General features: G+C 62.4%; 22 protein-coding genes. 9 read left to right on the top strand and 13 right to left on the bottom strand.

Annotated features, from left to right (window positions below; genetic code table 11):
• Positions 1-70: 70 nt before the first annotated feature.
• Together PverR02_RS24860 and PverR02_RS24855 are read right to left on the bottom strand one after the other, a co-directional pair.
• Positions 71-370, bottom strand: a complete 300-nt coding sequence (locus PverR02_RS24860; protein ID WP_046382272.1) for a YciI family protein — start codon at positions 368-370, stop codon at positions 71-73.
• Position 371: 1 nt separating this feature from the next.
• Positions 372-968, bottom strand: a complete 597-nt coding sequence (locus PverR02_RS24855; protein WP_046382273.1) for a septation protein A — start codon at positions 966-968, stop codon at positions 372-374.
• Between the two features lie 87 nt (positions 969-1055).
• On the opposite strand from PverR02_RS24855, the gene PverR02_RS24850 reads away from it, so the two are divergent.
• The 5 genes from PverR02_RS24850 (at position 1056) to rluB (ending at position 5855) form a co-directional block, all read left to right on the top strand.
• Complete coding sequence (locus PverR02_RS24850; RefSeq protein ID WP_046382274.1) at positions 1056-1919, top strand: PHP domain-containing protein; 864 nt, start codon at positions 1056-1058, stop codon at positions 1917-1919.
• A 13-nt stretch (positions 1920-1932) separates the two neighbouring features.
• A complete protein-coding gene (locus PverR02_RS24845) occupies positions 1933-2562 on the top strand; it encodes an L-threonylcarbamoyladenylate synthase (protein WP_017847159.1) in 630 nt (209 codons plus the stop codon).
• 120 nt (positions 2563-2682) lie between these two features.
• Positions 2683-3381 (top strand): segregation and condensation protein A, encoded by a 699-nt coding sequence (locus PverR02_RS24840; protein WP_169850570.1) that lies wholly within the window; start codon positions 2683-2685, stop codon positions 3379-3381.
• A gap of 12 nt (positions 3382-3393) precedes the next feature.
• Positions 3394-4320 carry an SMC-Scp complex subunit ScpB gene (scpB, locus tag PverR02_RS24835; protein ID WP_079444579.1) on the top strand — a complete coding sequence of 309 codons (927 nt, stop codon included), beginning with the start codon at positions 3394-3396 and terminating at the stop codon, positions 4318-4320.
• Between the two features lie 290 nt (positions 4321-4610).
• Complete coding sequence (gene rluB, locus PverR02_RS24830; protein WP_017847162.1) at positions 4611-5855, top strand: 23S rRNA pseudouridine(2605) synthase RluB; 1245 nt, start codon at positions 4611-4613, stop codon at positions 5853-5855.
• A 111-nt stretch (positions 5856-5966) separates the two neighbouring features.
• Here rluB and PverR02_RS24825 read toward each other — a convergent pair whose 3' ends face one another.
• Positions 5967-6938, bottom strand: coding sequence for a M29 family metallopeptidase (locus tag PverR02_RS24825; protein ID WP_079444578.1), 972 nt, complete (start codon positions 6936-6938; stop codon positions 5967-5969).
• Between the two features lie 73 nt (positions 6939-7011).
• The gene (locus PverR02_RS32340) at positions 7012-7149 is read right to left on the bottom strand and encodes a hypothetical protein (RefSeq protein ID WP_003175756.1); all 138 of its coding nucleotides are present in this window, start codon (positions 7147-7149) and stop codon (positions 7012-7014) included.
• Between the two features lie 648 nt (positions 7150-7797).
• Here PverR02_RS32340 and PverR02_RS24815 point away from each other — a divergent pair.
• Positions 7798-9213 (top strand): amino acid permease, encoded by a 1416-nt coding sequence (locus PverR02_RS24815; RefSeq protein WP_057004518.1) that lies wholly within the window; start codon positions 7798-7800, stop codon positions 9211-9213.
• A 110-nt stretch (positions 9214-9323) separates the two neighbouring features.
• Positions 9324-9737, top strand: coding sequence for an alternative ribosome rescue aminoacyl-tRNA hydrolase ArfB (arfB, locus tag PverR02_RS24810; RefSeq protein WP_017847165.1), 414 nt, complete (start codon positions 9324-9326; stop codon positions 9735-9737).
• Here the strand turns inward: arfB and PverR02_RS24805 are convergent.
• The 4 genes from PverR02_RS24805 to PverR02_RS24795 form a co-directional block, all read right to left on the bottom strand.
• On the bottom strand, positions 9734-10930 hold the full coding sequence (locus tag PverR02_RS24805; protein WP_017847166.1) for an MFS transporter: 1197 nt from the start codon (positions 10928-10930) through the stop codon (positions 9734-9736). The two genes, arfB and PverR02_RS24805, sit on opposite strands and share 4 nt — an antisense overlap.
• A 103-nt stretch (positions 10931-11033) precedes the next feature.
• Positions 11034-11216, bottom strand: coding sequence for a hypothetical protein (locus PverR02_RS24800; RefSeq protein ID WP_046382277.1), 183 nt, complete (start codon positions 11214-11216; stop codon positions 11034-11036).
• Positions 11217-11290: 74 nt separating this feature from the next.
• Positions 11291-11419, bottom strand: a complete 129-nt coding sequence (locus PverR02_RS32925; RefSeq protein ID WP_017847168.1) for a hypothetical protein — start codon at positions 11417-11419, stop codon at positions 11291-11293.
• A 160-nt stretch (positions 11420-11579) separates the two neighbouring features.
• Complete coding sequence (locus PverR02_RS24795; protein ID WP_017847169.1) at positions 11580-11891, bottom strand: DUF962 domain-containing protein; 312 nt, start codon at positions 11889-11891, stop codon at positions 11580-11582.
• Positions 11892-12051: 160 nt separating this feature from the next.
• Between PverR02_RS24795 and PverR02_RS24790 the strand changes: the two genes are divergently transcribed.
• Complete coding sequence (locus PverR02_RS24790; protein ID WP_079444577.1) at positions 12052-13110, top strand: AraC family transcriptional regulator; 1059 nt, start codon at positions 12052-12054, stop codon at positions 13108-13110.
• On the opposite strand, the gene PverR02_RS24785 is transcribed toward PverR02_RS24790, so the two are convergent.
• Complete coding sequence (locus PverR02_RS24785; RefSeq protein ID WP_079444576.1) at positions 13067-14521, bottom strand: TrkH family potassium uptake protein; 1455 nt, start codon at positions 14519-14521, stop codon at positions 13067-13069. The two genes, PverR02_RS24790 and PverR02_RS24785, sit on opposite strands and share 44 nt — an antisense overlap.
• A gap of 157 nt (positions 14522-14678) precedes the next feature.
• On the opposite strand from PverR02_RS24785, the gene PverR02_RS24780 reads away from it, so the two are divergent.
• Positions 14679-18914, top strand: a complete 4236-nt coding sequence (locus tag PverR02_RS24780) for a dermonecrotic toxin domain-containing protein (protein WP_167379491.1) — start codon at positions 14679-14681, stop codon at positions 18912-18914.
• A gap of 78 nt (positions 18915-18992) precedes the next feature.
• Here PverR02_RS24780 and PverR02_RS24775 read toward each other — a convergent pair whose 3' ends face one another.
• The 4 genes from PverR02_RS24775 to PverR02_RS24760 form a co-directional block, all read right to left on the bottom strand.
• Entirely contained in the window at positions 18993-20336 is a 1344-nt protein-coding gene (locus PverR02_RS24775) for an imelysin family protein (RefSeq protein ID WP_079444574.1), read from the bottom strand.
• Between the two features lie 127 nt (positions 20337-20463).
• Positions 20464-22515: a putative bifunctional diguanylate cyclase/phosphodiesterase gene (locus PverR02_RS24770; RefSeq protein ID WP_017847174.1), complete on the bottom strand. Its 2052-nt coding sequence runs from the start codon at positions 22513-22515 to the stop codon at positions 20464-20466.
• Positions 22516-22718: 203 nt separating this feature from the next.
• Positions 22719-22901, bottom strand: coding sequence for a hypothetical protein (locus PverR02_RS24765; RefSeq protein WP_017847175.1), 183 nt, complete (start codon positions 22899-22901; stop codon positions 22719-22721).
• Positions 22902-23057: 156 nt separating this feature from the next.
• Positions 23058-23654, bottom strand: coding sequence for a superoxide dismutase (locus PverR02_RS24760; protein WP_017847176.1), 597 nt, complete (start codon positions 23652-23654; stop codon positions 23058-23060).
• Positions 23655-23726 lie beyond the last annotated feature (72 nt).

Here is a 23726-nt window from a genome sequence, read left to right as displayed (position 1 = left end):
GTCGGCAGGTTACCCAGAATAATGAGCAATTAGGAGTGCGCCGAACCGAATTGGTTCGGCGCGACCGAGGTCAAGGCAGGACTTGCTTGAACGGTTTGATCACCACGTCCGCGTAGACGCCGGCCGCTACATACGGATCGGCCTTGGCCCAGGCCTGGGCATCGGCCAGGGACGCGAACTCGGCAACGATCAGGCTACCGGTGAAACCGGCGTCGCCCGGGTCGTTGCTGTCGATCGCCGGGAGCGGGCCGGCCAACACGATGCGGCCTTCGGCCTGCAGTACTTTCAGGCGCTCGACGTGGGCCGGGCGCGCGGAGAGGCGTTTTTCCAGCGAGTTGGCAACGTCGGTGGCAATGATGGCGTAGAGCATGTCAGTCCTCGGTTTTCGGCGAAGTGGGGTCGGTGTCATGCAGGTGGCGCGACAGGTAGATGCCTTGGCCGACCAGGAACAATACGGTCATGCCCAGGCTGCCGAACACCTTGAAGTCGACCCAGTAGTCCTGGAAGGTGAAGGCCACGAACAGGTTGGCGGCGCCGCAGAACAGGAAAAACACGATCCAGGCCATGTTCAGGCGCGTCCATACCGGCTCCGGCAGGGTCAGGGCGTGGCCCATGATCCGCTTGATCAACAGGCGGTCGCCAACGAAGTGGCTGCCGATAAACGCCAGGGCGAACAGCCAGTTCACCACCGGGGCTTTCCATTTAAGGAAGGTTTCGCTGTGGAAGGCCAGGGTCAGGCTGCCGAAGACCAGGCAGGCGACCAGGGTCAGCCATTGGCTTTTTTCGAGTTTGCGCTGGGAGATGAAGATGGCGCCGTAGACCACGATGGAGCTGATGATCAGCACGGCGGTGGCGCTGTAGATGCCTCCGAAGGTCAGTTCATGGCCGGCGAGATCGATGACCCTGGGGTCGAGTTTGTAAACGATGAAAAACAGCAACAGCGGGATGAAGTCGATGAATTGTTTCACAGTAAGAGCCAGAAGCTGGATGTGGCGGCATAATAACAAACATCCTTGGTAGCGAAAGCGCCACCTGACTTGAGGTTACACACTTCCGTGAATGTTGATTTGCACTGCCACAGCACGGCCTCCGATGGCGCCCTGGCGCCCGCGGTGCTGGTTGCGCGTGCGTTTGAAAAAGGCGTGCGAGTCCTGTCGTTGACCGACCACGATACCCTCGAAGGCCTCGACGAAGCCCGCGAAGCCGCCCAGGCCCTGGGCATGCAACTGGTCAACGGCGTGGAATTGTCCTGCACCTGGGGTGGCGCCACCATTCATGTGCTTGGCTACGGTTTCGACCAGAAAGCCCCGCCGCTGGTGGAGGCCATCGCCCAATTGCGCGATGGCCGCTGGCTGCGCTCCGAAGAAATAAGCCGCAAGCTCGGCCTCAAAGGCATGTCCAACGCCCTCGACGGCGCCCGGGCCATCCAGCAGGAACTGGGCGACAGCGGCAACGCACCGGCCCGGCCGCATTTCGCCGATTGGATGGTGCGCGAAGGGTTTGTCAGGGACCGCGCCGAAGCCTTTCGCAAATGGCTGGGCGCCGGCAAGCTGGGCGACGTCAAGCAGCACTGGCCGACCTTGGACGACACCGTCGAGACCCTGCGGGCCTCCGGGGCCTGGGTCAGCCTGGCACATCCCTGGCATTACGATTTCACCCGCAGCAAGCGTCGCAAGCTGATTGGCGACTATATTGGTGCGGGCGGCCACGCAATTGAAGTGGTCAACGGGCATCAACCCGCCGAACAGGTTGGCAGCCTGGCGATTCTTGCCCGCGAATTTGGTCTGCTGGTCAGCGCCGGCAGTGACTTTCATGGCCCAGGCGGCTGGTCCGAGATCGGCGAATATCGCCCGGTCCCGGAAGACTTGCCGCTCTTGTGGGGGCGATTCAAGCATGACCCCATTATTGCCACCGTCTGAACAGGTAGAGCACGTGAGTCAATTCTTCCAGATTCATCCGGAAAACCCTCAGCCACGCCTGATCAAACAGGCTGTGGAGATCATTCGCGCCGGTGGCGTGGTGATCTATCCAACGGATTCGTCCTACGCCATCGGTTGTCAGATCGGCGACAAAAACGCGGTCGAGCGTGTCAGACGCCTGCGTCAGCTGGACGACAAGCACAACTTCGCGCTGATCTGCAGCGACCTGTCCCAACTGGGCCTGTTCGCCAAGGTCGACACCGGCACCTTCCGCCTGCTCAAGGCCCACACGCCGGGGCCGTACACCTTTATTCTCAACGCCACCCGCGAAGTGCCGCGCCTGCTGCTGCATCCGAAGAAGCGCACCATCGGCCTGCGCGTGCCGGAACACCCGATTGCCCTGGCGCTGCTGGCCGAGTTGGGCGAGCCGTTGATGAGCGTGTCGCTGATCATGCCCGGCGCCACTGAACCGCTGGAAGACCCCTACGAAATGCGCCAACTGCTGGAAAAACACGTCGACCTGATCATCGACGGTGGTTTCGGCGGCGGCAAGGCATCCACCGTGATCAACCTGGCCGACGGCGACCCCGAAGTGATCCGCGTCGGCTGCGGCGACCCCGCGCCGTTTATGGCCGAGGCCTGAATGTCGGCCGTGGAAACCGTCGACAGCCAGGCCGGCGCCCAGCAGGAACTGCCGTTTGCCATGGTGTATGGCCAGGCGGTCATGGAAATGCCGCTGGACCTGTACATCCCGCCGGATGCCCTGGAAGTGTTCCTCGAGGCCTTCGAAGGCCCGCTGGACTTGCTGCTGTACCTGATCCGCAAGCAGAACATCAACATCCTCGACATCCCGGTGGCGGAAATCACCCGCCAGTACATGGGCTATGTCGAGCTGATGCAGTCGGTGCGCCTGGAACTGGCCGCCGAGTACCTGGTGATGGCCGCGATGCTCGCCGAGATCAAGTCGCGCATGCTGTTGCCGCGCTCGGAGACGATCGAGGCCGAAGAGGACGACCCGCGCGCCGAACTGATCCGACGCCTGCAGGAGTACGAACGCTTCAAGGCCGCCGCCGAAGGCATCGACGGCCTCAGCCGCGTGGGCCGCGATGTGGTGGTGCCCAAGCTCGATGCCCCGGAAGCCCGGGCGCGCAAGCTGTTGCCGGACGTGAGCCTGGAAGAGTTGCTGATGTCGATGGCCGAGGTACTGCGCCGTGGCGACATGTTTGAACACCACCAGGTCAGCCGCGAGGCGTTGTCGACCCGCGAGCGCATGAGCGATGTGCTCGAACGCCTCAAAGGCGGCGGTTTTGTGCCGTTTGTCGAGCTGTTCACCGCCGAAGAAGGGCGCCTGGGGGTGGTGGTGACCTTTATGGCGATCCTTGAGCTGGTCAAGGAATCCTTGGTCGAGCTGGTCCAGAATGAGCCTTTTGCGGCTATCCACGTGCGGGCGCGAGCCGAATAACGAGCTGAATCGATGAATCTGACTGAACCCCGCGAACTGGCCCCGCTGCTGGAGGCCTTTCTTCTGGCCTCGGGTAAGCCGCAATCCCTGGAGCGCCTGTTCGAACTCTTTGAAGAGGCCGAACGTCCTGAACCGCCGGTCTTCAAGAAAGCCCTGGAGATCCTGCGCAAGTCCTGCGACGGCCGCGCCTTTGAACTGCGCGAAGTGGCGTCGGGTTATCGCCTGCAGATACGTGAGAAGTTTTCCCCATGGGTCGGCCGCTTGTGGGAAGAACGCCCGCAACGTTATTCCCGGGCGATGCTGGAAACCATGGCGCTGATCGCCTATCGCCAGCCGATCACCCGTGGTGAAATCGAGGACGTGCGCGGTGTGGCGGTCAACAGCCATATCGTCAAGACGTTGCTGGAGCGCGAGTGGATTCGCATCGTCGGTTACCGCGACGTGCCCGGCAAACCGGCGATGTTCGCCACCACCAAGGTGTTCCTCGACCACTTCAACCTGAAAAACCTCGACGACCTGCCGCCCTTGGCCGAATTGCGCGAGATGGAAACCGAGCCGGAACTCGACTTCGACGACGCCCCGGTCCCGGCGAGCCTGCAGGAACTGGCCGATGCCACGGCCGAGCCGGAAGAACCGAAGGACGAAACCAGTTTCCATACCTTGTTGCTGGAACTGGACGACATGGAGCAGGGGATCAAGACCGACTTCGATGACTTGCTGCGTGATGGCGCGGCCGAGCCCGAAAGCCAGGTGAATGTTGAAGCCGAGCCAGAGCCCGAAGCGGAACCTGAGGAAGACATTCTCGGCGTCGCCCAAGCCCGCGAAAAACTCCTGGCCGCCGTCGCCGCCCTCGAACAGCCGCCGCTGAGCGACGAAGAGGACGAAGCCCGTGCCCTGGCCGAAGCCATCGAGGCCGAGCGCCGCCAGCTCGACGACTGACGCCCACCTTGTAGGAGCGAGCTTGCTCGCGAAAAACCCAAGAGCACCGCAGACAACCAGATTCCCCGCGTTATCGTTGACGATATTCGCGAGCAAGCTCGCTCCTACAGCCGGTGGGCACCACCGGTCGGCGGAAAAACCACCGACTCGGCACTTATCGACTAGCCTCTGATGCGCAACGCGCGCCATGCGCGTATGATTCGCGACCCTTTGCCGATGTATTCGGCCAAAGCCCCGCTTTCAACACTCTTCAGGCCACGCCTGAATCGACCCACCGGGAGGTGCTTAAGATGAACGATAAAGACCAGAACGACAGCCAGGAAATCGGCCCAGCAGGCGAAAAACTGCAAAAGGTGCTGGCGCGTATCGGCGTGGGCTCGCGCCGCGACGTCGAAGCCTGGATCACCCAGAAGCGCATCAAGGTCAACGGCGTCGAGGCCACCCTCGGCCAGCGCGTCGACCTGCACGATGCAATCACCATTGATGGCAAGGTCATCAAGCGTGAAGAGGCCGCCGAATCGGTGCGCCGCGTGATCATGTACAACAAGCCCGATGGCGAGATCTGCACCCGTGACGACCCGGAAGGCCGTCCGACCGTGTTCGACAAGATGCCAAAGCCCAAAGAAGGCCGTTGGATCAACATCGGCCGTCTCGACATCAACACCACCGGCTTGCTGATGTTCACCACCGACGGTGAGCTGGCCAACCGCTTGATGCACCCGTCCTACGAGATGGACCGCGAATACGCCGTGCGTGTGCGTGGTGAAGTCGATGACGAGATGATCGAGCGCTTGAAAGCGGGCGTCGTCCTCGAAGACGGCCCGGCCAAGTTCACCGACATCAAGCAAGCACCCGGCGGCGAAGGTTTCAACCACTGGTACCACTGCGTGGTGATGGAAGGTCGCAACCGTGAAGTGCGTCGCCTGTGGGAATCCCAGGGCCTGGTGGTCAGCCGCCTGAAGCGCGTGCGCTTCGGTCCGGTGTTTCTCAACTCCGACCTGCCGATGGGCCGCTGGCGCGAAATGAGCCAGTACGAAGTCGACATCCTCAGCGCCGAAGTCGGCCTGACGCCGGTCGCGATGCCGCAGATGAACGCCAAGAGCAAAGACAAGCTCGAACGCATGCAGCGTAAATCGTCGCGCCCGGTGGCCCGCACCGAACGCGTTGCCCGCACCCTGCGCCCGGCGCTGGATGCACCGGCTACCGGCGGGCGGATTTCCCGTGAGCCGCACATTGAAGGCGAACGTCGTCCAACCGCGCCATCGCGTCAGGAAGGCGAACGTGCGCCACGCACGCCGCGTCCTGCCGGCCGTGGCGAAGCGCCAAGCGGTGGTCGCGGTAATCGCGGTGAAGCCGGTCGCGGTGCGCCCGCAGGTCGCCCGGCCGACAACGCCAGCACCAAGCGCCCAGCCAAGCCCGCGCCGAACAAGCGCCCAGGCCTGAAACTGGTGGCGGACGAGCCGTCGGGCAAGCGCCGTGGCGCGCCGGCCGGTTCCGGTCAGCGCCCGGGTTTTGGTCGCAAGAAACCGCAGTGATGTAAGCGCTGCATAAAAACGCCAACCCTCGGGTTGGCGTTTTTTTTGGATCTGCATTTGCAATGCCATCAACTGTGGGAGGGAGCAAGCCCCTCCCACAGTTGGATCTGATCAGAACGCAAAGGTGCCATCGAACACCGGCTTGTCATCCAGCGCCAACACCCCGCTGGCGAAGATCAAATCCAGGTGATGACTGCCTTTCTGCCCGCCACCCAACCCAAGGTGCAGGCCGCAGTGACGCTCTTCGAACCCGGCGTTGCGCGCATACAGTTCCTTGACCCCTTCATTGGTACCGATCCCCAGTTCCTCCACGCGGCGGTTCGATGGGTTGGCGTTCAGGTACTTGTTGAAATCGTCCGCCAGCCCCGGGACGTCGCTGGCCACACTGCAGATGGTCGAGTTTTCGATCCACAGCTCCAGCGGTGATTGCAGCACGCCATATTTGCGTGCGAAGGGGATGGTGCTGAGGAAGGTGCCGACAAACCGCACCTGGCCGTTGATGGCTTCGCTGTGGGTAGCGATCTCGCCGGGGGCCAGGTCGTGGTTGCCGATGCCGTTGATATTGGTCCACTTCTTGATGCTGCTCAGCGGTGCTCGCAGGCGTGAGCCGTGTCGATCGCTGAAGCTCAGCACCGAGGCCTGGGACATGCGCCGGATCAGCGTGGCGTTGAGGTCGGCGATGCGTTGCGGCTCGACGCTGAAGGTGTCGTAGAAGTAGTCGCCGTAGTCCTTGAACAGCAGGGATTTTTTCCAGTGCTCGGCCATTACGCCATGCAAGGCGCGGATAAAGTCCGGGCCTTCGGCGCGGGGGTTGGGCAGGGTCGAGGCGTCGTAGAAAAACAGGTACAGGTCGCAGGTTTCGATGGCTTCGGCCAGGGTGTCGCTGGCGGCCAGGTCCAGGCGCTGCACCTGGAAGTTGAAGCGGGCGGCGCTGCCGAGGCTGATCGCCTGGGCAATCGCCTGGGCAATCGCCTCGTAGCGTTCGGTATGGCCCAGCAGCACGGTCGGCCGGCTCAAGCCGCTGAGGGCCGGATGGTGGGCGAGGTAGTAGAGAAAGTGTTCGACGGCGCGGGCCTTGTCCATGACGGGTGTCCTTGTGTGCCTTGGGTAAGGGGGCAGGCGCAGCGCACTGCGCCTGCCGGATGCCTGCCGGGGGTTAGAACGGCCACATCGCGGTGCCAAAAGGCACCACGGCATCGGCTTGCATCATTTCAACGGCGGCCTCATGGGTCGGCGCTTCAAACCAATCGTCGAGTTGCAGTTCGGTTTCCAGGTCGTTTTCCAGTGCTTGCATGGTGTATCTCCTAGAGGACGTTGTTTGAGAACGGCTTACCCGCGGGCTTCGCTGGGCAAGTGAAAGAACCTAGGTGAGAGTGTTTCGGAATGCAAAAATTTTATTGACACGGTCTCATTTGGATTTTTTGTTCTGTTTTTAGCGCGCCATTTTTTCCCCATGCAAAACAGCGCACTGGGGCAGGCGAGTGTTCGGATATGTCCTACCGCCAATTTTTTGTGAACTGACAGATACTGGCTGGGTGTAACGCCGATTTTCCGCGCTGTAACGATTGATTTACGCAAAAGGCCTGCGGTATCGGGCCGGTGCCGTGCTGTAAGGAATACCTGACAGATTGTCGCGGAGGCTCGCCAGGGCCGTCCGCAAGCGGTCGAGCGGTGTACAATGCGCCGCGTTTTACTGTGACCCCCTTGCGTAACCACGCAAAAGGCCAAGACCTCAGGGTTTATCCACCCTGATCACTCCGCCTGGCCACGAGCCAGACGGGTTCGATTTCGTCACAGATAAAAACAAACAGGTGACGCATGACCGATAGAACGACGCTGTATTCCTGGTGCCTGCGCTGGGGTTTGAGCGGCGCTGCTTGAGACGAACAACAAGGCAGCAACCTGCATTCAACATCATCAAACCTTGCGTGAGAGCCTTTTCATGAGTGGACCCGATTCCTCTTCAGGCGAACTGAAACGTGGCCTGAAAAACCGTCATATCCAGTTGATCGCCCTCGGTGGCGCCATCGGCACCGGCCTGTTCCTGGGCTCGGCCGGGGTGCTCAAATCCGCCGGCCCGTCGATGATCCTGGGCTATGCCATCTGCGGCTTCATTGCCTTCATGATCATGCGCCAACTCGGCGAAATGATCGTCGAAGAGCCGGTAGCCGGTTCCTTCAGCCACTTTGCCCACAAATACTGGGGCGGTTTCGCTGGCTTCCTGTCGGGCTGGAACTGCTGGATTCTGTACATCCTGGTGGGCATGTCGGAGCTGACGGCTGTCGGCAAATACGTGCATTACTGGTGGCCGGAGATTCCGACCTGGGTGTCGGCGGCGGCGTTTTTCGTGTTGATCAACCTGATCAACCTGGCCAACGTCAAAGTCTTCGGCGAGGCTGAGTTCTGGTTCGCCATCATCAAGGTGGTGGCCATCGTCGGCATGATCGCCCTGGGCAGCTACCTGCTGGTCAGCGGCAGCGGCGGCCCGCAAGCCTCGGTGAGTAACCTGTGGGAACACGGCGGCTTCTTCCCCCACGGTGTCGGTGGGTTGGTGATGGCCATGGCGCTCATCATGTTCTCCTTCGGCGGCCTGGAAATGCTCGGCTTTACCGCGGCCGAAGCCGACCAGCCACGCACCGTGATCCCCAAGGCGATCAATCAGGTGATCTACCGCATCCTGATCTTCTACATCGGCGCCCTGGTGGTGCTGTTGTCGCTGACGCCGTGGGACAGCCTGCTGGCGACCCTCAATGCGTCCGGCGATGCTTATAGCGGCAGCCCGTTCGTGCAGGTGTTCTCGATGCTCGGCAGCAACACTGCCGCGCATATCCTCAACTTTGTGGTGCTGACCGCCGCGCTGTCGGTGTACAACAGCGGCACCTACTGCAACAGCCGGATGCTGCTGGGCATGGCCGAGCAGGGCGACGCGCCGCGGGTGTTGGCGAAGATCGACAAGCGCGGCGTGCCGGTGCGCTCGATCCTCGCCTCGGCGGCGATCACCCTGGTGGCGGTGCTGATGAATTACCTGGTCCCGCAACACGCGCTGGAACTGCTGATGTCGCTGGTGGTGGCCACGCTGGTGATCAACTGGGCGATGATCAGCTTCTCCCACTTCAAGTTCCGCCAGCACATGAACCGCACCGGCCAGGTGCCGTTGTTCAAGGCGCTGTGGTATCCGTATGGCAATTACCTGTGCCTGGCGTTCGTGGTGTTTATCCTGGTGATCATGTTGATGAGTCCGGGGATTCAGGTCTCGGTGTATGCGATCCCGGTGTGGGTGGCGTTCATGGGGCTGTGTTACTGGATCAAGAACAAGCGCCGCGCGGATCAGCGTCTGGCGATGGCCGCGCTGGAGTAACCCTTCGATGCTGTTGAGCAAACCCGGCCGCGTGCCGGGTTTGTCGTTTGAAGGGATGGGCGGGGCGCATTCGCGTATCCTTGGGCTCCCCTTAGAGGAACCCGTTGCTCATGCTGGTGATTTCCAACAACGTCCACTTGCCCGACGCCGAGATCGAGCTGACCGCCATTCGCGCCCAGGGCGCCGGCGGGCAGAACGTCAACAAGGTGTCGAGCGCGGTGCATCTGCGCTTTGATATTCCGGCCTCGTCGTTGCCGGAATTCTATAAGGAGCGCTTGCTGGCACTGCGCGACAGTCGGATTACCAGCGACGGCGTGCTGGTGCTCAAGGCCCAGCAATACCGCACCCAGGAACAGAACCGCGCCGATGCGCTGGAACGCCTGGTGGAGTTGATCCTCAGCGCCACCAAGGTGGAGAAGAAACGCCGCCCGACCAAACCGACCCTGGGCTCGAAGAAACGCCGCCTCGAATCCAAGACCAAGCGCGGCAGCATCAAGGCCGGGCGCGGCAAGGTCGACTTCTAGGCGTCGCGCGCCTCGCGGGCCTTGGGTGCTTGCCGGTACAGGTAGACACTCAGCAGCAACCCGACCAGGGCGGCGAGGGCGGCGAACAGGAAGATCGACGCAAAGCCAAAGCCGGCCGCCACGGCCCCGGCCAGCGGGCCGGTGATCCCCAGCGACAGGTCGATGAACAGCGAGTACGCGCCCACCGCCGAACCCCGGCTGGACGCAGGCACCAGATTGACCGCCTCCACTCCCAGCGCCGGAAACACCAGAGAAAAACCGAAGCCGCTCAACGCCGCGCCCGCCAGTGCCCACGGCGCATCCGGCGCCAGCCACAGCAACAGCAGGCCCAGCACCTCCACCGACAGGCAGGCGATCGCCACGCGAAAGCCGCCGATGCGGTTGATCAAATTGCCGAACAACAGGCGCGCGCCGATAAAACTGGCGCCGAACAGGCTCAGTGCCCACACCGCGTTGTCCCAATGCTGGGTGGTGTAATACAAGGTGATGAAGGTGGCGATGGTGCCAAAGCCGATGGAGCCCAGCGCCAGTGCGCAACCGTGAGGCAATACCCGGCCCAGCACATTCATGAAAGGCAGGCGCACCCCGGCGACAATCGGTGCCGGCTCTTTGCGCCACGCCAGCAGCAGACCCACCGCCGCCAGCAGCAGGATACTCACGCCCATGCTCCACAAGCCGAGGTGACGCACCAGCAGCACCCCCAACGGCGCGCCGACCGCCAGGGCGCCATAGCTGGCGATGCCGTTCCACGAGATGACCTTCGCCGTGTTCGCCGCCCCCACCCGGCCAATGCCCCAGCCGATGGCGCCCGAACCTACCAGGCTTTCGGCACTGCCCAGCACCAGGCGGCCGATGAGCAGGCTGCCCAGGCTCAGCGCCGGCAGGCTGGAAAACCACGCCGCGAGCAACATGAACACGCCGCTCAGGCCGCAGCCCGCCAGGCCGATCAGCACGGCGCGCTTGCTGCCCAGGTTATCGATGATGCGCCCGGCATACGGCCGGCTCAGCAGGGTGGCGAGGTATTGCACACTGATCACCAGCCCGGCGATCACCGCGCCAAAGCCCAGCTCACTGTGGACATAGCCCGGCAACACGGCCAGGGGAATGCCGATATTCAGGTAGCCGATAAAGGTGAACAACACGATGGAAACAACTTGCAGCGTGACCGCCATGGGGCGCTGGGTATCTGGCATGGGAAGGGTCCACTGTCGCAGCAGGTAAAGATAGGCTGCTAATGATACCGATGCTTTGGCCCGCGCAGGGCAGTAAAAAGCCAAAACGTCGGTCTAAACCGCGTCAGGACCGGGCAGGAGCGAGCAATTGCGTGGTGACCAGGGCGGCCAAGGCGTTTTCCTGGGTGCCGAAGCGCTTGAGCAGAAGGGCCTGTTTGTCCGCGTTGAGGCGGTTCCATACGTCGACCATCTGCAGGGCAGTGTCGAGTATGGCGGCGTTGGGGCTATCGGAGTGGTTGTCGGTCATGGCGGGTATCTCGGGAATTTCAGGCAGTGTGGAAAGCGCTCAAAGGTGCGCTTTCCACACGGTCTGGTACGGCGTCAGTCCTGGCTTTCGCGGTCGACTGGTTTTGCTTCTTTGGCCTCAGGCTGCTTGTCGCCGGCCTGCTGCGGTGTTGGCTGCTCTGTTGGGTGCAGGCTTGGGAAGGGGAGATTAGGTATCTCGTGCATCGTCGTCGCTCCTCGCAAAGTCTGTTTTTTCAATCGCAGGTGATTCCGCGCTCTCAAAAAGCCTTGGCAGGATACAGCACTGTAAATGACAAAAAGACTTTTATATCGACGGATGGACAAAGCGTCATCGTTAAAGCACAAGTGACCAGACGTCGCACCACTAGAACGGCACTTTGCCCAGGATCATGTCGCGGTACATCACGAAATCCCCGAGCAGGCTGTAGAACGGATGCTGGAAGGTCGCCGGGCGGTTCTTTTCGAAGAAGAAGTGGCCCACCCAGGCGAAGCCGTAGCCGGCGATGGGCACCGCAATCAGCAGGCCGAGGGCGCCTTTGCCCAGCACATACGCCAGAAGCCCAATCACCAGCGTGGTGCCGATAAAGTGCAGGCGCCGGCAGGTGCTGTTGCCGTGTTCTTTCAGGTAATACGGGTAAAACTCGGCGAAGCTATTGAATTGCTTGGTATTTCCCACGGTGATCGGCCCTCTGATTGTTATGCCGTCGAACAGTTGTTCGGCGGGGAGCTTATTTGAGTCTAGAGTGATCAGTGGTAACAGCCAGTGACATTAGATGCCACTTTAGTATCCTTGCCTTCCTGGCTGCGGTTTCAGCCTGCTTTATTAAGAAGACGCCATGAGCGAACGAACAACTTCTGCAAGCTGGGCGATGGGGATAGTCAAGGCACTGGAAATGGACGGCCTGGATTGCCAGGTGTTGTTCAAGCAATTGGGCCTGGACTATGCCGCCCTCAACGACCCCGATGCGCGCTTTCCGCAAGACTCCATGACGCGGCTGTGGCAGCGTGCCGTGGAATTGTCGGGCAACCCCGCGATTGGCCTGAACATGGGCAAAGTGGTGCGCCCGGCGTCGTTTCACGTGACCGGTTACGCGCTGATGTCCAGCAACACATTGGCGGAAGGCTTTATGCGCCTGGTGCGCTACCAGCGGATCATCGCCGAAAGCGCTGACCTGAGTTTCCGATTATTACCCGAAGGCTATGCGCTGATTCTGACAGTACATGGCGATCACCTGCCGCCCACCCGGCAAAGCGCCGAAGCCTCGCTGGCCTGTGCGCTGGCGCTGTGCGGTTGGTTGACCGGGCGTACCCTGCAACCGCGCAAGGTGCTGCTGCAAGGTGAGCAACCCGCCGACCTCGCGCCCTACAAACAGGCGTTCCATGCGCCCCTGGAATTCAACGCAGCCTATGACGCGCTGATTTTCGAGCGCGCCGACATGGAGGCGCCGCTGCCCACCGCCAATGAGGCAATGGCGCTGCTGCACGACCGGTTTGCCGGTGAATACCTGGCGCGCTTCTCCGAAAGCCGCGTGACCCACAAGGCGCGGCAGGTGCTGTGCCGCCTGTTGCCCCAGGGCGAACCCAAGCGCGAAGTGGTGGCCCAGACCCTGCACCTGTCCCAACGCACGTTGCAGCGGCGTCTGCAGGAGGAGGGCACCAGTTTCCAGACCCTGCTGGACGACACCCGCCGCGAACTCGCCGAGCAATACCTGGCGCAGCCGAGCATGACCCTGCTGGAGATCGCCTATCTGCTGGGCTTTGCCGACCCGAGCAACTTCTTCCGCGCCTTCCGCCGCTGGTTCGACGCCACGCCCGGCGAGTACCGCGCGCGCTTGCTGGATACGTCGACGGTCAGTGACGCCAGAACGCCGGGATGCACAGAACAAAGACTGTAATGATTTCCAGCCGGCCGAGCAGCATGCCCAGCGCCAGTATCCACTTGGCCGCGTCCGGCAGGCTGGCGAAGTTGCCGGCCGGGCCGATGGTTTCGCCCAGGCCCGGGCCGACCCCGGATACCGTGCTGGCGGCGCCGGTCAGCGCGGTCATCCAGTCCAGGCCGAGCAGCGACAAGGCCAGGGCGATCATGCAAATGGTGATGGCGAAGAAAAACGAGAAGGTCAGGATCGAACGCACGATCTCTTCGTCGAGGCGGTGGCCGTTGTACTTCTGCTTGATCACCGCGCGTGGGTGAATCAACTGGTTCAAGTTGGCCTTGAGCAGGATATAGGCGACCTGGAAGCGGAAGATCTTGATCCCGCCCGCCGTTGACCCCGAGCAACCGCCGATAAAACCCAGGTAGAAAAACAGCATCAGTGAGAAATTGCCCCACAGGCTGTAGTCCCCCAGTGCAAAACCGGTCGTCGTCACCACCGACGTCACGTTCAGGGCCACATGGCGCAGCGCATCCAGCCAGTGCAGGTTGGTGGTCCACCAGTACCAGGTGCCGAGCACCAGCCAGGTCATCAACAGCAAGGCGAGCAAACCCTGCACCTGCTGATCCTTGATCAACGCCCGGCGGTTGCCGCGCAACGTGGCGACGTACAGGGTGAACGGCAGGCTGCCGAGGATCATTACCACCACCGCCACCCAATGCACCGCCGGTTGTTTCCAGTGCGCCAGGGACTCATCGGAGGTGGAAAACCCACCGGTGGAAATCGCCGACATCGCATGGTTGATCGCATCGAACAAGCCCATCCCGGCCCACCAGAACGCCAGGCTGCCGAGGATGGTGATGCCCACATACGCCGCCACGATCAGCCGCGCCACCATGTGCGAACGCGGCATGACCTTTTCCGAACGGTCCGAGGACTCGGTCTGGAACAGGCGCATGCCACCAATGCGCAGCAGCGGCAGGATCGCCACCGCCATGCCGATAAAGCCGATCCCGCCGAGCCAGTGCAGCAGCGAACGCCACATCAAAATGCCGGGCGATATGGTGTCCAGCCCGCTCAACACCGTGGAGCCGGTGGCGGTGATGCCGGACATGCTTTCAAAAAACGAGTCGGTGTAGCTGATGTTCTGCGTCAGGAAAAACGGCAGCGCGGCGAAGATGCACACCACCACCCAACTGCTCACCGTCAGCAGGTACATGTCCCGGGGACGCAGGTGGATATGTTCCGGGCGACCGGGAATCACCAGGGCCAGGCCGGCGATAAAGGTAATCAGGCTGGCCCACAGGAACGACGGCAGGTCGCTGGTGCGTTCGAAGATCACCAGGATGGCCATCGGAACGACCATGGCGATCGCGAGGGTGATCAGGAAGATGCCGATGATAAAGCCAATGATGCGAAGGGTCGGCAACGCCATGAAGTCTGCTCGGGTGACAGGGGAAGGGCGCCATTCTACCTGGGGTGCAGGGCATGTAAACCTTGGCCGCCGATCGGCGGCGCGTAGCTATGTAGCGCATGGTTCAGGGGGGGCTTAGGCACGATGGGCCGGTATGTTTCCTATTCGAGAGGCCACCATGCCGTCTGATTTATTGTTATCTGCACCGCCAACTGTCAAGGACGCACCGCAACAGGTCGCGTTGCGCGAACAGTTAATGGCGCTCGACCGCCAGATCGCCGAGCAGTTTCAGTCGCCACCGACGTTCCATTCATTTGTGCAGCATGCGTTCGAGCAAGCATTCCCGACCTTGACGCCCAGCCTCGATGTGCGCCACGCCTTCATCCGACTGCCGGAGACGTCCATCCCGCCAGCGACGTCAGAGGCGCAACCGCCCACCGAGGTCGAGTTGCTGCCCACGCTGTTCGATGCGGTGGTGCAACGTATCACCGCTGACCAGCCAGCGAGTTATGCGGGGCGCATGGCGACCCTGCATCGGCTGCCGGCGACGGGCGAAGCGCTGCTGCCCTTGAGCGGTATCACCCCGGCCGGGCTGGATAAATTCCTCGACCGCCTGGCCGCCGGGCTGAGCGCTTCTTACAGCGCTTTCGTGCAAGTCTTCTGGACGCGCGCGCGCAGCCTGACCGATGCGCGCACGCAGAAACAATGGTTGGTGCAAACCCGTATCGAGCTGCTGAAAACCGAAGTGGCGCTACTGGCTGCCGACCGCCTGCTCAGCCCCGCCGACCAGGACCTGTTCGCCCTGGTGCTGCGTCACCCGCACGCCCAGGCACGACAGGCGCTGCGCGCTGACCGGCCGTGTGTCTACGCGGTTGCCCTCAAGGGAGCTCCCGGCGCTGCGGACCTGACCTTGCGCGGCGCCTTTGTGCTGACCTCCAGAGACCCGGAACAAGCCGTGGTGAGGGCGCAGGAGACGGTCGAGCCGGCCCGGGTGCGCCCCGTGGAGCCAAGCATGAACGTCGGCACGCTGCTGCTGTTTCTGCCGGACTCCGGGCTTGAAGCGTTTGACTCCCTGGCCAGCCTGGATCGGGAGTTGCATCGGCGTTTGAACCACCCCGTCGAATTCGCCGCTGTGCTCGCTGGCCTGGCGGTGGCGGATCAGGCGCAAGGCTTGGCCCTGCATCGTCAGCTCAAGGCCACGGGGCAGGTGGTCTACCATGAACAGCTCGAGTCGCCGTTCGTTGAGAGTGTCGAGGCGCAATGCCGGTTGATGCTCGACAACTTCACCTCAACCCTGTCGCGCTACCCGTCACCGGTCGACCCCATCGAAGTGGCCGAGCTGCCGCAGGTGCTGGACCGGGTCACGGACCCAGCTCGCCTTTTCAGTGCTGGCGGGGTGTTGTGGGGCCGCGAAATCAAGCGCGGGCAGGCGCAGCTCCGAACCTTTCTGCACGACGCATCCCCCGCCGATAAACAGGCGTGGCGCGCCGCGATGGCCGATTATTACGAGCTGCTGTCGCGCCTGCCGGACGCCGAGGGCTTGCCGTCGCTGGCGCAATTCAGTGATAAACCGACGCTGCTGGCATACGCCAACCAACAGCTGCGCATTCGCCTCAAGGCTGACTATGCACTGGACATCGACCCCGACACTGTCCGCGTACACACCAAAGAACCGTTCGTACCGGCGACTGTCGTGGTTCCGGGCGCGCCTGCTCCGGCGCCGCGCGAGCCCGGTACAGCGTTGTTCCGGCAGCGAAGCCGCACGCTGACCGAGCTGGCCCTGGAGAATCTCGGCGGGCTGGATTTTAACTTCACGCACTTTTCCAGGCTCAGTGAAAACACGCGCAAAAAGCCTGATGAAGCACTGCTCCCCGAAGATCTGGAGGCGGCCCCGGCCTATGACGGGCTGACCCTGCAACAGGTCAAGGATCTGGTGCGCGCGGTCAATGTCGGACAAGGCTACGACGCCTTTCTGAAGGACCGCCTTATCACCTCGCCGGCTGCGCTCGCGCAAAAACACACCTATGGCCAAGTCATGCGGCGGCAACTGCGTCTCGACGCCATCGAGGCCAAGATCCACGGCGACTTCCTCCCGGACCGCCTGGCCCGTGGCTTCAATTGGGTGCGGGCAGTGCTCGATGCCCCCGTCGACAGTGATCGGCGCGAGCGCGTCGACGGGCATCGGATTCTCGTGCAGCACTTGAAACTGCGCGGTCAGCGCGTGCGCGGGGTACTGCTGTTCGGCACGGCCGCCGCCGGGGTCGGCTCGATCGTGGTGTACACCCCGCAGGCGCCCGACGGTCGCGTGTTCCACGAGTACGCCAAAGACCGCCTGATGAGCGACTTCATCATCAACAGCAGTTGGCGCGCCTACCTGCTGGGGCGCGTGGAGCGGGCCTTCGAGCCTCACGTCCGCGCCGTGCTCAGGGGCCGCGGCGACGTGTCGATGGTGAGCCTGAGCCGGATTGCCGACGACTTCTTCGAGGAGGCTTATGAGGCTGAAGCGAACTGCGTGATCAACGACGCCGCCGCGCAAGCGAAGAGCACCCGGCAAGTCGACATTGAAACCGGCCTGAACGTCGCCACCGTGGCCTTCGACGTGCTGTCCATGGTGCTGCCGGTCAGGATCATGTTGCCGATCGGTTTGGCGCGCAGCCTGTTTTCGGTGTTCAACGCCGTCGAGGCGCTGGACCTGGGCGACCGCGCCGGTGCCGCACAGTCTTTCGTGCGCTCGCTGGGCGAGCTGGTCGGTGCGCTGGTGGACGGCGCGGTCGGCGCCCGCGCACCGGTGGCGGGCTCCCGGCCAAGGGCGTTGCCGGCGGAGATGGCGCTGGGGAAAAAGCCCGACGGCGTGGTGCCGTTGGCCGGATGGGAAGGCCAGGGCGTGTATCACGCGCCCTCGAACGCCGCGGGTGCCCAGCACTACTTCCTCAATGACGGTGGGCGTTGGTACTCGATCCTCGATGACGGCGACAAAGCCGCCTGGCGGCTCAGGGACGCACGCAAGCTGACGCAATATCACTACGCGCCGATTCGGCGGAATGCGTCGGGGCAGTGGGAAATAGGTTCCCATCCGCTAGCCGGACTCAAGGGCGGCAACGCGCCGGAGCGTGCCCTCAGGGACCTTTACCCTCGGCTGGATGAGGTGCAGGCCAGACGCGTGTTTGAGTCGTTCAACTTCCCGGCGGGGCGCGAAATCGAATATCGGCTGGCCCTGGTCGAAAACCTGCGGCTGAGGCTCTCCACGGCGGCCTTCGAGACTTATCTGAACGTACCGCTTCAGCGGTTTCAGTGGCGTCTGGACGGGATTGATCTGCCAGACCTGCCGGTGGTGGCGACCCGCCATCCGCCGCCCGCCGAGCTGCCACCGAGCCTACCGACGCCACCACGCGCCAGTACCCGTGTCGCGGCGCCCGAGGCCACGGTGGTGCGTCCTGCAAACGAACAATTCATCGAGTGGGGCAGAACCCTCGACGTGGCCGAACTCGAGGTGGTGGATGCGACGCGGGGCATCTATCGGCGGGTTGCCGGTGATCCGCAGTGGCTGGGGCAGGAATACATCAAGATGGACCAGCGCTATTTCGCGATTTTGCCCCGCGACCCCAGCGCGCCCAACGACGTATTGATTCGTGACCCGAGGCGGCCGGCCATGCATTTCCTGGATCTGGAAAACCTGCTGCTCTCCGGCATTTACAATCAGCCCCGACAGGTGACGTTTGCCACCGGTGACGGGCTGTGGGTCGTCGCCAGTGGCGTGGCCTTGAAAAAACTGGTCACCGCCTATGTGCGCGAGGCGTTTGCGCTGTTGACCACCCGCAGCCAAGTCGAACTCGCCCAGATCCTGTTCAATCGGGCCAACCCGGGGGGCTTGACCCAACTGGGCCTGCGCTCGCTGATACGCACCCTGCGGGACTGGCAGTTCTGGCTGCCCACGGCGCAGGGGCGGTTGGCCGATCCGTTTTCGTTGCTGCCGCCCACCCACACGCTCAGCGACGGCAGTTGGCTGTTACCGACCGCGCCCGGGCATTACCGCCGCCTGGACTTTCGTCCGGAGCCCGTCGCGGTGCCGCTGTTCAACGCGCTCCCGCCCGGCTCGGCCGGCTGGTTGCGGAGCTTGATGAGCGAGGTGGTGAGCCGCTGTCGCTACGGCGTGCTTGGCGGCTATGACGTTGCCGGCGAGCTGCTGTTCCGGCGTGCGGGGGATGTCAGGCTGTATTGGTTGAGAACGCGGCGTGTGGTCGGTGAGCGGATTGCCGCCGACGCGCAGGTTGCGCCCTACCGCAGCTTGATGGATGAGCCGACGCGAACCCTGGTCGCTCAGGCTGAGGCCAGTCATAACCTGGTACCGCTGATCGGCGGCATCCAACTGACGACGCCCATCGCGTCGCCGCAGATTTTTATCATTCGGGTGTAATGCCTTCGACTGCGGGCGTAAAAAAAATGCCCCGAGCGAGTCGGGGCATTCTTTATGGCACTTAGGCGTCGGCAGTGATCAGAACTCGTGATCAGCGCTATCCGGGTTCAGGTCGCTGATCCCCAGCTTGCCGGCAGCCGCTTCGATCGAGCCGGTCTGCTTGACCAGTGCGGCGATGGCGTCCCGCACGACCTGGTTGCCCGCGTCGTTACCCGCAGCGATCAACTGGTCGTAGTGCTCACCCTTGTTGGCGTGGTCAACCATGACCTGGATCTTCGCTTCGGTCGCCGCCAGGTCCGCTTTCAACGCGGCGTCGGCGGCCGGGTCGGCCTTGGCCACCAGGGATGACAGGCTGGCGCCGGTCATTTTGCTGCCGTCAGTGCGGGTGTACTCGCCCAGGTAGACGTTGCGGATGCCCTTGGCGTCGTAGAAGTGCGAGTTGTGGGTGTTGTCGCTGAAACAGTCCTGCTCGTCTTCCGGCGAGTTGGCTTCCAGGGACACCTTCATGCGCTCACCGGCCAGTTCGCCGAGCGACAGGCTGCCCATGCCGAACAGCATTTTGCGCAGGCCGTCGGTGGCCGGTTCGGCCTCCAGCGTGGCGCGGTAGTTGTCTTCGACGTTGGGTTTCCAGTTGCCGACCATTTCTTCCAGGTCGCTGACCAGCAACTGCGTCACGGCGCGCAGGTACGTGCGGCGGCGCTCGTTGTGGCCACCGGTTGCACCGTCGCCGGTCATATAGTCCGACGCAGGACGGTTGCCGGCGCCCGGGCCGGTGCCGTTCAGGTCCTGGCCCCACAGCAGAAATTCGATGGCGTGGTAGCCGGTGGCGACGTTGGCTTCGGAACCGCCCAGCTCATTGAGGCTGGCGAGTTTTTCCGGGGTGATGTCCTTGACGTCGACCTTGTCTTCGCCGACCTGGATCTCGGTGTTGGCGATGATGTTGGCCGTGGCGCCAGGGTTGCCCAGCGCGTGCTCGTAGGATTTGTCGGTGTAGTCGATCAGGCCTTCGTCCAGGGGCCAGGCGTTCACTTGGCCTTCCCAGTCGTCGATGATGGTGTTGCCGAAGCGGAACACTTCGCTCTGCAGGTACGGCACGCGCGCGGCGACCCAGGCGGTACGGGCGGCTTTGAGGGTCTCGTCGTTCGGGTTGGCGAGGAAGGTGTCGATCGCGGTTTGCAGGGTTTTCGCGGTGGACTCGGCATCGCTGTACACCGCGAACACCATGTCAGCGTAATGCGCGACCACGGCCTTGGCGGCGGTTTCGTCGACCTGGCCGGCAGGGGTGGCAGCCGCCGGAGCGGCAGTGCTGGCGGCCGGGGTCGGCGCCTGGGGCGCGGCGGCCTTGTCTTTACCTTCGCCGCAACCGGCGAGCGAAATGGCAATGGCCAACAGACTGGCGGTGGCCAGGGGCATACGAATCATGGCGAACATCCTGCATCGGTCGTTGATAGGGCGCGCGGGGGCCGCGCAAAACTGCAACATAATGCGAAAGATTTGCATTTTCTGTAAAGGGTTATACGAGGGAAATCTCAACTATCGTTTGGTCGTGTCAGAGAATGGCCGCGTTATTCCGTTCGGCCTGCTTCAAATACGCCGCCAACTCCCGTGCCGGCAACGGTTTGCTGTAGTGGTAGCCCTGACCTTCATGGCAGCCCTCGGAGATGATGTAAGCCTCCTGTTCCGCGGTTTCCACGCCTTCGGCGATCACCTGCATGCCCAGGCTTTTACCCAATTGGATAATCGCGCGCACGATGGTGGCGTCGTCGTCATCGTCGAGCAGGTCCTGCACGAAGCTCTTGTCGATCTTGATCTTGTCCAGCGGCAGGCTTTTCAGATAGCTCAAGGATGAATAGCCGGTGCCGAAGTCATCGATGGCGATCAGCGCGCCGGAGCGGCGCAGGCTCAGCAGGTGCTGGGCGGCGGTGCTGATGTCTTCCATCAGGCCGGTCTCGGTCACTTCCAGTTCCAGGCTGCGTGGCGGCAAGCGATAGATCTGCATCAGGTTATTCACCACCCGTGGCAATTCGGTGTGGTGCAGTTGCACGGTGGACAGGTTGACCGCCATGCGCAGCTCGGTGAAGCCCTGGTCGTGCCATTCGCGCAATTGTCGACAGGCCTGGTCGAGCACCCATTCACCGATCGCGATAATCGTGCCGTTCTGTTCCGCCAGGGGGATGAACAAGTCCGGCGGCACCAGGCCGTGTTCCGGGTGCTGCCAACGGATCAACGCTTCGACGCCGACCACGCGGTGGTCGCGGTAGCTGATCTGCGGTTGGTACACCAGGTAAAACTGATTGCGGCTCAAGGCGTCGCGCAGGTCTTTCTCCAGTTCGCGGCGTCGGCGCATTTCACTGTCGACACTGGCGATATAGAACTGATAGCGGTTGCGCGAGCGGCTCTTGGCCAGGGTCATGGTCTGTTCGGCTTTTTGCAGCAGTTTCTCGGTGCTGTCGCCGTCTTCCGGGAACAAGGTGATGCCGATGGTGGCGCGCAGGCGAATCTGCTCGCTGTCGAGGGCAAACTCCGCTTCCAGGTCATCGAGGATGCTTTGCGCCAGCTCGGCGGCTTCGTAGGGCTGGTCGATATCGGCCTGCACCAGGGCGAACTGGTCGCCGCCGAGGCGGGCGAGGGCGCCGAGGCGGCCGCTGTGGGCGCGCAGGCGATCGGCCAGGGCCAGCAGCAGCTTGTCGCCGGCCTGGTAGGTGAACTGCTCGTTGACGCTTTTGAAGTCATCCAGGCCCACGCACAACACGGCGACGCGGCGCTGCCGACGGCCGGCGTCGATCAGGATCTTGTCCAGTTGCTCCTGCAGTTTCTGGCGGTTCGGCAGGCCGGTGAGAAAGTCGTACTGGGCCATGCGCAGCAGGCTGGATTCCGCTTCATGACGCAGGTGGGTGTTGCGTTCGATGGATTCGAGCAACTGGTTGGCCGTATTGATCCACAGCCCCAGTTCATTGCGTTCGTGGCCCTTGAGCTGGGGGATCTTGTGTTCGCTGGGGCGGTCGGGGTTGATCGAGGTCAGGTGCTCGATAATCCGCGACAGCGGCTTGGTCAGCAGCCAGTGATACACCAGGTACAGCACCAGGCCCATGGCCAGTGCGCGCAGCACCCCGGAAATAAAAATGATCACCGAGCTGACAATGAAACCCTTGCCGTAGGTGGCCGTGTCGAGCGTGATGCTCAGGTCGCCGTAATACTCGCTATAGGGGCCTTTGCCGACCAGGGCGGTGGTGAACGTGCGCTCCTGGCCGAGAATCAGGTCGGTCAACCAGCGGCTGGAGGATTGCTGCAAGGCGCGGTTTTTTTCCGCGAGCATGGTTTCGTTGGGATGGCCGATGGAGGCCATGCGGACCGCGTCGTCCTGAAACAGACCTTCGATCACCTGCATGCCCATCTCGCGGTCCAGGCTGTAGACGGCCTGGGTCGAGGGGTCGCGAAACATGTCGAGGATGCGCTGGGCATCATCGGCCACGGCCTGGCGCGTCTTGTAGGCATCGAAAACGATCTGCGCCACGCTCAGCGCCACGCCCACGATCAATGCCGACAGCAGCACAACCCGTAGCAACTTCACCGACAAGCTGTTTTTGAGTTCCAGCTTCAAAGGGGCATTCCTTGTCTCATGCGGGTGGCCTTCAATATGCCATGAGTATTGGCAATCTGGTGATGGCAGTCAAAGGAACATTGCGGCGCGATGCTCCATGACGCCATGGTGGGCCGGTCTGTTGCAGGCGGGGTCGTCAGGCGAGGGGGGAATTCAAGTGATGGCGGACTGATTTTGCTCCGCCACCGTTCACGCTTTCCCAATCAGAATTTGATTTGCTGCTGTTGATTCGTTGCGCTGCCGGCAGCACTCGTTGCGTTTTTCAGAAGGTCTTTTGCGACATTCATGGCCATACCGGCGGCTTGTTCAGCCAACGGCATTAGCACGGGGGCGAGTGCTGCGGCTGCGGAGGCTGCTGCTCCTAATCCTGCTGCGCCTGCGATCATAAGTTAATTCTCCGACATTGAATGAAAGGGACATTCCTCTCACTGCCTGGGTGGCAATTTCCGCGCAGTTGGTTCCGTCATGCCCGGCTGGCGCCGCCGTCGAACGCACAAAAAAAAGCCCGGCAATCGCCGGGCTCTTTTTACTGCAAGGGGTGCTTAGGCAGTGAAGGCCTTGCCTTCGAACTGCTCAGCCACGAACTTCCAGTTGACCAGGTTCCAGAACGCTTCCACATACTTTGGACGGGCGTTGCGGTAGTCGATGTAGTAAGCGTGTTCCCATACGTCGCAGGTCAGCAGCGGGGTGTCGCCGCTGGTCAGCGGGTTGCCGGCGCCGATGGTGCTGGCCAGGGCCAGGGAACCGTCAGCCTTTTTCACCAGCCAGCCCCAACCGGAACCGAAGGTGCCGACGGACGTCTTGGTGAATTCTTCTTTGAACTTGTCGAACGAACCGAACGCAGCGTTGATGGCCTCAGCCAGTGCGCCGGTCGGTTGACCGCCGGCGTTTGGCGCCAGGCAGTTCCAGTAGAAGGTGTGGTTCCAGACCTGAGCGGCGTTGTTGAAGATGCCGCCCGAAGAAGACTTGACGATTTCTTCCAGGGTCTTGCCTTCGAACTCGGTGCCAGGCACCAGGTTGTTCAGGTTCACGACATAGGTGTTGTGGTGCTTGTCGTGGTGGTATTCCAAGGTTTCCTTGGAAATGTGCGGCTGCAGGGCATCGTGTGCGTAGGGCAGCGGCGGCAATTCGAAAGCCATGATGATTCTCCTAATCAGGTCAGTTGCGGTGAGCGCAAGGCCGATCACGGGCGGCCAAACAAGCGCCGGGGA

The sequence above is a fragment of the Pseudomonas veronii genome, assembly GCF_002028325.1.
Classification (GTDB): Bacteria; Pseudomonadota; Gammaproteobacteria; order Pseudomonadales; family Pseudomonadaceae; genus Aquipseudomonas; species Aquipseudomonas veronii.
The sequence above is the reverse complement of the archived record's forward strand: the minus strand, read 5'-3'. Positions and strand labels throughout refer to the sequence as shown.